This window comes from Nitrosomonas sp. TNE100 (genome assembly GCF_055387135.1).
Map to the genome: position 1 here is coordinate 2,019,406 of NZ_AP040997.1, position 12,301 is coordinate 2,031,706.

The window sequence follows — 12,301 nt, forward strand, 5'->3', positions numbered from 1 at the left end:
AATAAAATGAACCTTCGGATACGCTTCCGTACATTCTTCATTGCACTTCTTGTTTTCGTATACCCCCTGACTGCTGATGCAGACGCCACGTATAAGTGGCGTCTGGCCATGTCTTGGCCGGAAGGAACGCCGATACTGCACAATGCGGCCAGGCGTTTCGCTGAAAATGTCGAAAAAATGTCAGGGGGGCGGATGCACATTACTGTCGATGCACCTGGCCGACACAAATCTGCTCTGGGAATTTTTGATTTTGTGCGCATCGGTGCATACGAAATGGGCCACACTGCTTCCTACTACTATAAAGGCAAAGATCCGACCACCACATTCTTCACGACAACGCCGTTCGGCATGACCCCCACCGAGATGAACGCCTGGTATTACTACGGTGGCGGACTGGAATTGCTGCATAAGATCTATGCCCGACACAACATTGTTGCTTTCCCGGCCGGAAACACGCACATTCAGATGGGAGGATGGTTTAGAAACGAAATTCACTCACTGAAAGATCTGCAAGGGCTAAAGATGCGCATTCCCGGACATGCCGGCGAGGTGGTAGAAAAAGTCGGCATGAAACCTGTCAATATCCCGCCTGGTGAACTCTATACCGCATTGGAACGCCGCACAATTGATGCCGTCGAATGGCTGGGTCCCGCCAATGATGAAAAAATGGGCTTTCAGCAAATAGCTCCCTACTATTACACTGGATGGCACGAACCGGGCGCTGAACTTCATCTTCTCATCAATAAGGAAAAATTTGATGCACTGCCTGAAGATCTGCGCACCATCATCGCAGTCGCTGCCAAGGAAGCCTCACTTGATATGCTGTCCGAGTCCTTTTACCGCAATGCCCTTGTCTGGGGAAGAATGCGTGAGGAACATGGCATTCATATTCGCACTTTTCCTGACGATGTACTCCAGGCTTTCAAAAAGGCCAACGATGAACTGTTGCAGCAGGTTGCCAACAAATCACCGGTTGCCCGTGAAGTCATTGAAAGTCAGCGAGTGTTCCTGACCAAGGCAAAAGAATGGAGCAAAATCACCGATCAAAACTATTTGGAGTTACGTTAATTCCGACTCTAAAAATACTTTCCTGGAATGAAACAGTCTGCTGCATGCAGCTATCAACTTGACTCTGATCACTTAATACACAACCTGATACCTATGGCGGATTTTCGACAGGAATTTATTGATTTTGCTCTTCGGTATAACGTCTTGCGTTTTGGTAATTTCAAAACCAAGGCAGGTCGCCCCTCCCCTTATTTCTTCAATGCCGGCTTGTTCAATGATGGCCAATCGCTGCAACAATTGGGGCAGTTCTACGCTCAGGCCATTCTTGCTTCTGAGATCCACTTTGATGCCCTGTTTGGCCCTGCCTATAAAGGCATTCCACTAGTCAGTACTGTTGTTATTGCCCTTGCCAAAGCTGGGTATAACCATCCTTTCAGCTTCAATCGCAAAGAAACCAAGGATCATGGTGAAGGTGGCAATATCGTAGGTGCTCCGCTGGTCGGGCGTATCTTGATTGTCGATGATGTCATATCGGCAGGCCTGTCTGTCAGTGAATCTGTCACCATGATTCGCGCAGCCAGCGCCACACCATGCGGCATCATGGTTGCGCTGGATCGTATGGAAAAAGGCAAAAGTGAATGCTCCACTTTGCAAGAAATCAGAAACCAATACGACATCCCGGTCATTTCCCTGGTCACATTGGATGATATCGTCGCTTATTTACACACCCGGCACGATCTTACCTGCCATATTCCAGCAATAGAAACCTATCGCGCACGCTACGGCGCAAAAATATCGGTTAGCTCCGGACAGTAGCAGCAACAACGCTGCGGACAGGTACATATCACCCGTCATTCCATCACTATTCTTAGCCTGGTTACATCTTTTGTTTAGCTGTTATTTTCCCCACTTCCGATCAAGTTAAAAATATTTGCTGGCTTTTCCAGGAAATCTGATTACAATACAAAATGGAGAGAACGATCAGTCTACTTTTATAGGGAATTCCAGTCATGATAAAAAACATTATTGGTCGTCTGATTCGAAAGAACACCACCGCCTCGACAATCCGTGAGCCGGGCAACGCGCTGTTTATCCCATCAAGACGCCGATTCTTGTGTACCTGCGGCTGTGGAATGTTCTATGTCACTACTGCTGGCGCCGGATTGCTGGCTGCTGCGACGCGCACCGAAGCCGCTGCGGGCGGCACGGTCATTCGTGTTGGACATCTACCAGCAGGCTGCGTCTCTCATCTGCTGTTGGCAAAAGTAAGAGGAAAGTTTACCAAAGCAGGGTTGAATGTTGTTCTGACGCAATTCAACAGTCCCGGTGATGCCATGCAATCACTGATCGCCAATAATCTTGAGATAATACACAGCCCGTGGACCATGACAGCAGCCGCCTACACCGCTGGCACTACCGACCTGCGCATTATTGGCGGCTCCGGTCAGGCTGGCATCGAGCTGGTCGCACGCAATGGCTCGGTCAGATCTGTGGAAGAATTTATCGATGCAGCAGATAAAGGGCTGCGTGTGGGAACCTTGCGGCTAGATACGCTAGAGCTGGTTGGATACGGCACCATGTCACAACATGGTAAATCCTATGACGACTACCACATGACCTTCTTTCCGAGCATGATCGGCATGGGAGAAGCCATTGCCAACAAGGCGCTGGATGTCTGCACCTTGGCGCAACCTTATGCTGAGCATGTTGTCGCTGAACAAGGGGCAGTTTATTTGACTGATTCCAACTCAGTATGGGGACCTGAAGCGGCAGACTGTGTTGTCACCACCAGAACCCGCACTATTGATCGCCAGCAGGATGTGTTGAGAACCTACCTCCTGGTTCTGCAAGAATCTGCCCGAGCCTTTGCTGAGGATTATGAAACAGTACTGGATGATTTACAGCCTATCTATGGTGTACCACGACCGATATTATCCGTTGCGCTCAAACGCCAGTTCCCCAATCCGGTCATCAGCCAGACGGGGGTTAACGGCCTGCGTCAGGGAGCAAAATATCTGACCGAGCTGGGTTATCTGAAGCCGGATGTCATTGATACCGTTCTGGATCTGCAATACCAGCCGGCCTGACGCCATGAAACCTCATGCTTCAGAAAAATCCGGTCACCAGCTCACGCTAACTGGCCGGGTTAGCCAACTGCTTTTTAAATCAAATTTCCTGTGGTTTTGTCTGGCCTGGTTGCTGATCATTCTATCCTGGGAGCTTGGTTCCTGGCTGGAATGGCTAAATCCGCAAATTCTGCCCCCTCCTAGTGAAACTATTCCGTATGCCTTTTCCGGCAACATCACCATCGGGTTCGGTCAGCAGAAAACCGGGTTGTTTGAGTCTACTACCATCACGCTGGGGCGCGTGGGTGCCGGTATGCTGATCGGCCTCCTGGTTTCATCCTGCCTCGCTATCATGGTGATTGAGCTGCCCATTTTGCGACGATTGATCTTGCCCCTTGTCCAGTCGCTTGCACCTATCGCACCGGTGGCCTGGATCCCTTTCACCATCGTTGTTATTGGTATTGGTGGCCCAGCCGCTGTATTCATCGTATTCATGGCAGTACTCGGAACCATGACGCTCTCGCTAATTGCCGCACTAGATAGCATCCCGGATGAATATCTGAAAATCGCCCATAATTTGGGTACCTCACGCATCCGTATGTGGTGGTATGTACGGCTTCCCGCCATCATCCCCAGCACAATGACAGCCATTCGCATGTCGTTCTTCGGTGCCTGGATGGCTGTTCTGGCAGGAGAAATGGCTGGCCTCAACTCCGGCCTGGGGTACATGATCATCATGGCGCAGCAGATGTACAACATGAAATTAGTCATGGTCGGCATTCTCGCCATTGGCTTCATTGGTTTTGCCATTGATCGCCTGTTATTGCTGATCAATGCCAGACTATTGCAATGGGTGCAGTAAATCCATGAACACAATACCTTCTTCCTCATCCGGCGCTCGGCTAGAATTCAGTAACATCCGTAAATCCTTCAGCGATACTGTTTCTGTAGAAGCAGATAGGCTCATCATAGAACCGGGCAGTCTGACTGTACTCCTCGGCCGCAGTGGTTGCGGCAAAACAACCCTGCTCAACCTCGCTGCCGGACTGGATTTTCCAGATCAGGGCAACGTCAGCTACGATAATCAGGTACTGCAAGGCCCGGCCCCTTCGACTGCGCTAATTTTTCAGACTCATAATCTGTTTCCATGGATGACAGCGGAAGAGAATGTTGCTTTCCCGTTGCGTAACCAAGGTATGGTAAGGGTGGAAGCACTGGAACACGCAAAGCAATATCTCAAACAAGTTGGGTTGGAATCTTTTGCCGGCCACAAGCCTTCACAATTATCTGGCGGCATGCGTCAGCGTATCACCCTGGCGCGGACCATCGCCACCAAACCTCGGTTGCTACTACTGGACGAACCCTTCTCCGCACTGGATATGCAAACTCGCCGCATGATGCAACGCTACCTGCTGCGTGTCTGGAGTGATTCTGCCGCCACCATACTGATGATCACCCATGATCTGCACGAAGCACTCATGCTGGCAGATCGTATCGCGCTCATGGCCTCATCTCCCAATGGCCATATTGCAGAAATTCTGGATATTGAACTTGATCGTCCCCGCAATCCAGAAAACCAGTCCTTCCGCGTTATCCAGCAACAACTTGACCGCTTCCTGGAACACGAAACCCTCCTGGCAGAACATGCCCCCATCCTCGAAGCAACTGATCAGACAAACCATCTGTAAAACAGTAAAGGCATAAGATCGCCAGGGTTCTCCCCCTACGCTGCACTCACATCTCGACGAACAACCGAGTTAATATGTAACATCTGACATTGCAGCAGAAGGAGGATGAAGTATATGAAGACACCTCGTTTACTGATGCCCTACTTGAGAGATCTGCCCGCTGATCTGCTGCCACTGGTCGAACAGATTGCAAGCTTGGCAATGGATTTACGTTGGACATGGAGTCATGCCGGAGATGCAATGTGGAAGATCATGGATCCGCAGCTGTGGGAGCAAAGTGAAAATCCTTTCGTTGTTCTGCAAAATCTGTCGTATGAACGCTTGCAGACACTGAACCAAAACAAGGAATTCAGGCAATATCTTGATCACCTGGTCAAAGCACGCAACGATTACTGCAGTTATGGCGGATGGTTCGGTGAGGTGCATGGCGACGTCAAATTGCGAGGAGTTGCCTATTTCAGTATGGAATACGGTCTGGGCAAGGCCTTGCCACTATATGCCGGTGGCCTGGGTGTGCTGGCGGGTGACTATCTCAAGGCAGCCAGTGATCTGGCTATCCCGATAACTGCAATTGGCCTGCTGTATCAGGAAGGTTATTTTCGGCAGATGCTGGATACCAGCGGCTGGCAGCTGGAAATCTATCCATATAATGATTCCAGCAGCCTGCCTTTGCGCCCCCTCCTGGCCCATAACGGCACCTGGCTATCCATTCCAATCGAATTGCCCGGACGAACAGTACAACTGCATGTCTGGGTAGCACAGGTGGGGCGAATCAACCTGTATTTGCTCGACAGCAATAACCCTCTGAACAATGCACTTGATCGCGGCATTACCGGCAAGCTGTACGGTGGTGGGGAGGAAGTCAGACTGATACAGGAAATTGTGCTGGGGATTGGTGGCTGGCGGCTCATCGAAACATTGGAGCTGGCAATTGATATCTGTCACCTGAATGAAGGCCATGCTGCATTCGTTACACTGGAGCGTGCCCGCTGTTTTGCGCAGAAAAGACAGATAGATTTCCAGGAAGCGCTCTGGGCAACACGGCCTGGCAATCTGTTTACTACTCATACCCCGGTGGCAGCTGGTTTTGATACCTTTCCGCGCGAACTGGTCATGAAATACAGCCAGCCCTATGTCAAAGACCCGGGAATGCCATTGGAAGAGTTGATGGCGTTCGGGCGTAGCAACCGGCAAGATGAGAGCGAGCCTTTCAACATGGCTTATCTGGCAGCACGCACCTGCGGCAGGATCAACGGTGTCAGCCGACTCCATGGCCAGGTCAGCCGAAATATTTTTCAGAAACTGTACCCCCGCTGGCCCGAACGCGAAGTACCGGTTACGCATGTCACCAATGGCGTACATGTTCCATCGTGGGATTCTCCCTGGGCAGATAAAATCTGGACGCTTTTTTGTGGCAAAGGTCGCTGGCTGGGTTCAGAAGAAGCACTCGCCGCTGAAATACGCAAACTGGATGACACGACGCTCTGGACTTTGTGCGGCCAGGAGCGCGCCGATCTGATACGCTACGTCCGGCAGCGGATGCAGGTACTACTGGGACAAAGGGGAGCAGATATGGAAGCCGTCAATCAGGTTGACCGGATTCTGGATCCCAATGTGCTGACGCTTGGATTTGCACGGCGCTTCACTGCTTACAAACGCCCCAACCTGCTGTTGCACGACCGCGAACGCCTTGCCAGACTGCTGACACGAGTAGATCGGCCAGTGCAGCTGGTGGTAGCCGGTAAGGCTCACCCCGCTGATAATGAAGGCAAGCGCTTCATCCAGGAATGGGCACAGTTCTCCAGCCGCCCGGATGTGCGTAATCATGTTGTATTTCTCGAAGATTATGACATTGCACTGGCGCAGGAAATGGTGCAGGGAGTAGATGTCTGGATCAACACCCCGCGCCGGCCGTGGGAGGCCAGCGGCACCAGCGGCATGAAAGTACTAGCCAACGGCGGATTGAATCTTTCGGAACTAGACGGCTGGTGGGCCGAGGCCTACACTCCTGAAACCGGTTGGGCACTGGGTGATGGCCATGAACACCACGAACCGGGCTGGGATGCAGTAGAGGCAGAACAGCTTTATCACTTGCTGGAAAAAGAAATCGTACCGATGTTTTACGACCGCGATGCCAGCGGCATTCCCGGAACCTGGGTAGCCCGTATGCGCGCCAGCATGGCACATCTTGCTCCGCAGTTCAGCAGCAACCGCATGGTGCGTGAATATGTCGAGCAACTGTATCTTCCCGCAGCGGCCACCTTTCAGCATCGAACAACCCCTGGAAGCTCTGCCGCGCAGGAATTGCGCCAATGGGATGAACAACTGAAAAAAAGCTGGCACGAGATACACTGGGGAAACCTGATCATATCCAGAGATCAGGAAGACTGGGTATTTGAAGTGCCGGTTTATCTGGGAGGTGTATCACCTGAATTCGTACAGATTCAGCTCTATGCTGATCCGGTTGCTGAGGAGCCTCCTGTTTGCGAAACAATGCAGCGTGGTGACGAGATACCGGGAGCTATCAATGGATATCTGTATAAATCCCGGTTAAATACCGACCGTGTTCATACCGATTTCACGCCACGCTGCGTGCCGTATCATCCCGATGCCCATATCCCGATTGAAAGCCACCTGATTCATTGGTGGATCGGAATAATGGCTCCATAAAAGCATTAATCCCGGATTTTCATCAGATTCTGGCAACGCAAGGAACACTTTCAAAATTGACAAGGTTGCTCAACGTAACTACTTCGCAGGGAAGAGAGCTTCTCCATTGGGATAAAAAATACAGATTAATCACTACCACGCCACTATCACTCTCCCGGAATTACCCATTACAAATACCCCAGCGGCATAGCACGCCCCTCCCTGCCCAGAGTATGGAAATAGCCCGCGATTAGGTGATTATTTACGTGATCAAATCCTCTGGAGATTATCCATAATGCGCTGGTATTAATTAATATCCACGCAGGAGAAATCATGAGCGAAGCGACTGCAGCGGCCGGCACGGGCAATAAAAGTAAACTGATCCTATTCATCCTGATCGGATTACTGTTTACTGGGGCAGGCATCGGCGGGACTTGGTATTTTATGAAAAAACAGCATGAAGAGGCGGGATCAGAAGCTGTAGTCGAAAAGAAAAAACCGGCAGCTTTTGTCAAGATCGAATCTTTTACCGTCAACCTGCAGCCAGAAGAAAGGGAATCTCACTATCTGCAGGTGGAACTATCCCTCAAAGTAAACGAAACCGCAGTAATCACGGTTATCGAAAACAGCAAACCTGAAATCCGCAATCAGATTCTGTTGCTGCTATCCAGTAAAAAACCCTCTGAAATCAATACATTGGATGGAAAGCAGAAACTCAGCCAAGATATCATTCAGGCGATCCGATCAAAGATTGGATCTGAAGCCCTGCAAAATGACATTCTGGATGTTTTGTTCACCTCTTTCATTATTCAGTAAACCCTGCGCGCCATGGCCGAGAATTTTCTCACTCAGGATGAAGTTGATGCGCTACTGAATTTTGATAACAGTAACAAGCATCAGCAAGCAGCCCAGAAGGAAAACGGGGTTACCTATCCGGGCGGTATCCGTCCTTACGACATGGCCACCCAGGAGCGGATTGTCCGGGGACGCATGCCCGCTCTGGAAATTATCAATGCACGCTTTGCCAATTCTCTGCAGATTGGGCTCTACAATTTTTTACGCCGGGGGGTAGATATTTCCGCTGGCTCAATAAAAACCATCAAATACAGCGAATTCACCCGTTCGCTGGTCGTGCCTGCAAATATCAACATGGTCAGCATGAAACCATTGCGCGGCACTGCACTGATCACCATTGATCCGAACCTGATATTTCTGATCGTGGACAATATGTTCGGTGGAGATGGTCGTTTTCATACCCGAGTGGAAGGACGTGAGTTCACCCTGACCGAACAGGGCATTATCCGACGCTTGCTGGATGTTTTATTCGAAAACTACGAGAAAGCCTGGAAATCTGTCTACCCGGTCAGATTTGAATACATCCGTGCGGAAATGAATCCGCAATTTGCCAATATTGCGACACCAACCGATGTTGTTGTTGCAAGCTCGTTTGAGCTCAATCTGGGCGGTAATCGTGGAGAGTTCTACATCTGCACCCCCTACACCATGCTGGAGCCAATACGTGATCTGCTCAACAACAGCATGCAGGAAGATCATGCAGAAGTTGATAATAACTGGATCAAGTCGCTAACCAGACAGGTACAAGGCGCAGAAATAGAAATTATTGCTAATCTCGGCCATACCCGGGTGACGTTACACCAGATCCTCAACATGCAGGAAGGCGATGTCATCGCACTCGATATTCCGGACACAGTAGTTGCTATGGCAAATGGTGTACCGATCATGGATTGTCATTACGGCATTCTCAACGATCACTATGCACTTAAAGTCAAGACTGTACGAACCCCAACTGAAACTGACTGATAATTAAAATCAAACATCGGAGCAGAACATGAATGAACCGATATCAACCGAACCACAAACCGAACAGGATGACTGGGCCGCCGCCATGGCGGAACAACAGGCTGCTGAAACTTGTTCGGTTATCGACGAAGCTAGCGAATCATCAGCCAGCGCATCGGCCCATATACCAGACGAGGATCTGACAAAGCCATCTTCTGTTTTCGAGCAGTTTTCCAGGAATAATGTGCTGAACGATACCCGCAACGATATCGATATGATTCTGGATATTCCGGTGCAACTGACAGTTGAGTTGGGTCGCACCCGAATCGCCATTAAAAATCTGCTGCAACTGGCACAAGGCTCCGTCATTGAGCTGGATGGCATGGCGGGCGAACCAATGGATGTGCTGGTCAATGGCTGCCTGATTGCCCAAGGTGAAGTCGTTGTCGTCAATGAAAAATTTGGCATTCGCCTGACAGACATCATCACTCCCAGTGAACGCATCCGCAAACTGAACCGCTAGCCCACCTCTGGATTGATTCCATACCCATGCCACGCATAATTGTCCAGATTGGCAGCATACTGTGGTTACCCCAACAGGTGCTTGCTGAATCCGTGCGAAATCAGGGCTTTACCCCGCCCTCCCCGGTAATTTCCAGCGAGAATATGCTGCAACTATCGGCAGGATTGTTCATTGTGCTGGCATTTATTGCACTAATTGCCTGGTTGTTCAAGAAAATAGGACTTAATCCTGCCAATCGGACAGATCTGCTAAAAATTATCTCGTCCGCCAGTGTCGGCCAGAAAGAAAGAGTAGTGATTGCAGAGATTGATGATATCTGGCTAGTGCTAGGTGTCGCACCAGGTCAGGTCAACTTGTTGCACCAGATGCACAAAAAACCCTCTCCATCTACTGAAACAGCTGAGCCTCCCTCTGGCAACGGTTTTACAGAGAAGTTGCAGGCCAATCTGGGGCAAGACCATGAGCAATAAAAACCTGCTATGCAAACGAATCGTTATCCGGCAACACTCCATCGGTTGCATCATTCTGCTACTGGTAGTGGGTATCAGCCCGGTATTTGCCCAGAAAGCAGGACTTCCGGCCATCACCAGCACACCAGCGGCAGGGGGAGGTACTACCTATTCCCTCAGCCTGCAAACTCTGCTGCTGCTGACTTCGATGACATTTTTGCCTGCTACTGTCCTGATGATGTCCAGCTTCACTCGCATTATCATCGTTTTGTCATTGTTGCGACAGGCGCTGGGTACGCAGTCATCTCCTCCCAATCAGGTGCTGGTTGGTTTGGCACTGTTTTTGTCTTTCTTTATTATGTCGCCGGTCATTGACAAAATGTATACGGAAGCATATCTGCCTTTCTCTGAAGACAAGATCAGTATTATCGAAGCAATGGACAAGGCAAGCGATCCACTCAAGATCTTCATGCTACGCCAGACACGCGAAACAGATATTGCACTGTTCGCCCGGATTTCCGGGAGCGAGGAAATCGAAAGCCCGGATCAGGTACCAATGAAAATCCTGGTACCTGCCTACATCACCAGCGAGCTAAAGACAGCTTTTCAAATCGGATTTATCGTCTTTATCCCTTTTCTGATCATTGATATGGTTGTTGCCAGCACACTGATGGCAATGGGAATGATGATGCTGTCGCCAATGATTATCTCTCTACCGTTCAAGCTGATGCTGTTTGTACTGGTGGATGGCTGGCATCTGCTGATTGGTTCACTCACCCAGAGTTTCTATACCTGATAAGGAGATCGCCACATGAGCCCAGAACAGGCAATGACTATCGGCCGACAGGCGTTAGAAATTACATTCACAATCGCTGCACCTTTATTGCTGGCAGCGTTGGTGACAGGTCTGGCCATCAGTATCTTCCAGGCTGCCACACAGATCAATGAAATGACTTTGTCATTCATTCCTAAACTGCTGGCTATCTTCCTTACCCTAGCGCTGGCTGGCCCCTGGATGTTACAAATCATACTTGACTACATTGAAAGGCTTTACACCAGTATTCCCTGGATTATCAACGGTGGATAGGCCGTTACAAATACACGGAACGGCAGCTCTCTGGTCACGTTTCTTCACAGCCTGAGAAATCACCTTTAACAGCGTTCAAAAACAGGTTATCGATCCATGTTCAGCATCACCACCGAGCAACTGAACGGCTGGCTGATTATCCTGATCTGGCCACTGGCCAGAATTCTCGCACTCATGACTGCCACCCCACTGCTAGGCAGTAGCAGTATCCCAATCCAGGTCAAACTGGGGCTGGCTGTACTACTGACTATTCTGATTGCCCCTCTGCTGCCCCCGCTACCTCAGATTGACCCAGGCTCCGGCGTGGGTCCCATTGTCTTGCTGCAACAGATTATTATCGGGCTGGCGATGGGTTTCTCCATACGCATTGTTTTTACTGCAGTAGAAATGGCGGGAGAAATTACGGGGTTGCAGATGGGGCTCGGTTTTGCAACTTTCTTTGATCCGCAGCAATCCGGCCAGGTTCAGCTGGTCGGCCGTTTCTACGGACTACTTGCTACACTCTTGTTTCTGGCCATCGATGGGCATTTGCAGGTTATTGCTGTGCTCGCACAGAGTTTCACCATCTTGCCAATCGGTGCAGATGGGATGAATGTTACTTCATTCACAACTCTTGTTAACTGGGGCGCTGAAATTTTCACATTGGGATTACATCTGGCCCTGCCAGTTCTGGCAGCTTTGCTGATCACCAATCTTGCACTGGGCATCCTGACACGCGCTGCGCCGCAATTGAATATTTTTGCAGTTGGATTTCCATTGACGCTGGGAATCGGCCTGCTGGTCATGTCATGGGCCTTGCCTTATTTTACTCCTGTGCTTACGCAAATGTTTCAGGAAAGCTTTTCCATCATGCGTTCACTCGCCGGTGGAAGTGTCAATGTAACCGGCATACCATAAACCCGGTTCCGGAAAGCTATTTACGCTATGGCTTATCTGTGGCGCTCACATTCTTTTAATTAACCAGGCTTTTCACCCCCTTTTTAGCCGATTGCCATGCCACAGTGATTGATAAGGTAAGCGCCGCTCCCACA

13 protein-coding genes are annotated in these 12,301 nt (G+C 50.1%); all 13 read left to right on the forward strand.

What is annotated here, in order from left to right; translation table 11 throughout:
* The first annotated feature begins 6 nt into the window (after window positions 1-6).
* The 13 genes from ACZ5EJ_RS09640 to fliR all read left to right on the forward strand — a co-directional run bounded on the left by ACZ5EJ_RS09640 (window position 7) and on the right by fliR (window position 12,167).
* A complete protein-coding gene (locus ACZ5EJ_RS09640) occupies window positions 7-1,068 on the forward strand; it encodes a TRAP transporter substrate-binding protein (protein ID WP_074455706.1) in 1,062 nt (353 codons plus the stop codon).
* A gap of 93 nt (window positions 1,069-1,161) precedes the next feature.
* The gene (gene pyrE / locus ACZ5EJ_RS09645; protein WP_074455707.1) at window positions 1,162-1,824 is read left to right on the forward strand and encodes an orotate phosphoribosyltransferase; all 663 of its coding nucleotides are present in this window, start codon (window positions 1,162-1,164) and stop codon (window positions 1,822-1,824) included.
* A 194-nt stretch (window positions 1,825-2,018) separates the two neighbouring features.
* On the forward strand, window positions 2,019-3,095 hold the full coding sequence (locus ACZ5EJ_RS09650) for an ABC transporter substrate-binding protein (RefSeq protein ID WP_074455708.1): 1,077 nt from the start codon (window positions 2,019-2,021) through the stop codon (window positions 3,093-3,095).
* Window positions 3,096-3,099: 4 nt separating this feature from the next.
* The gene (locus tag ACZ5EJ_RS09655) at window positions 3,100-3,936 is read left to right on the forward strand and encodes an ABC transporter permease (RefSeq protein ID WP_074455709.1); all 837 of its coding nucleotides are present in this window, start codon (window positions 3,100-3,102) and stop codon (window positions 3,934-3,936) included.
* Between the two features lie 4 nt (window positions 3,937-3,940).
* Window positions 3,941-4,762 (forward strand): ABC transporter ATP-binding protein, encoded by an 822-nt coding sequence (locus ACZ5EJ_RS09660; RefSeq protein WP_011635073.1) that lies wholly within the window; start codon window positions 3,941-3,943, stop codon window positions 4,760-4,762.
* Between the two features lie 114 nt (window positions 4,763-4,876).
* Window positions 4,877-7,432 (forward strand): alpha-glucan family phosphorylase, encoded by a 2,556-nt coding sequence (gene glgP / locus ACZ5EJ_RS09665; protein ID WP_011635074.1) that lies wholly within the window; start codon window positions 4,877-4,879, stop codon window positions 7,430-7,432.
* Window positions 7,433-7,744: 312 nt separating this feature from the next.
* On the forward strand, window positions 7,745-8,227 hold the full coding sequence (gene fliL / locus ACZ5EJ_RS09670; RefSeq protein ID WP_011635075.1) for a flagellar basal body-associated protein FliL: 483 nt from the start codon (window positions 7,745-7,747) through the stop codon (window positions 8,225-8,227).
* A 12-nt stretch (window positions 8,228-8,239) separates the two neighbouring features.
* Entirely contained in the window at window positions 8,240-9,232 is a 993-nt protein-coding gene (gene fliM / locus ACZ5EJ_RS09675) for a flagellar motor switch protein FliM (protein ID WP_011635076.1), read from the forward strand.
* A 28-nt stretch (window positions 9,233-9,260) separates the two neighbouring features.
* Window positions 9,261-9,734 carry a flagellar motor switch protein FliN gene (fliN, locus tag ACZ5EJ_RS09680; RefSeq protein WP_074455710.1) on the forward strand — a complete coding sequence of 158 codons (474 nt, stop codon included), beginning with the start codon at window positions 9,261-9,263 and terminating at the stop codon, window positions 9,732-9,734.
* Window positions 9,735-9,760: 26 nt separating this feature from the next.
* A complete protein-coding gene (gene fliO / locus ACZ5EJ_RS09685) occupies window positions 9,761-10,204 on the forward strand; it encodes a flagellar biosynthetic protein FliO (RefSeq protein WP_464557005.1) in 444 nt (147 codons plus the stop codon).
* Entirely contained in the window at window positions 10,194-10,979 is a 786-nt protein-coding gene (gene fliP / locus ACZ5EJ_RS09690; protein ID WP_011635079.1) for a flagellar type III secretion system pore protein FliP, read from the forward strand. Before fliO ends, fliP begins: the two co-directional genes overlap by 11 nt.
* A 15-nt stretch (window positions 10,980-10,994) precedes the next feature.
* Entirely contained in the window at window positions 10,995-11,270 is a 276-nt protein-coding gene (gene fliQ, locus ACZ5EJ_RS09695; RefSeq protein WP_011635080.1) for a flagellar biosynthesis protein FliQ, read from the forward strand.
* A gap of 96 nt (window positions 11,271-11,366) precedes the next feature.
* The gene (gene fliR, locus ACZ5EJ_RS09700; protein ID WP_011635081.1) at window positions 11,367-12,167 is read left to right on the forward strand and encodes a flagellar biosynthetic protein FliR; all 801 of its coding nucleotides are present in this window, start codon (window positions 11,367-11,369) and stop codon (window positions 12,165-12,167) included.
* Window positions 12,168-12,301: the final 134 nt, after the last annotated feature.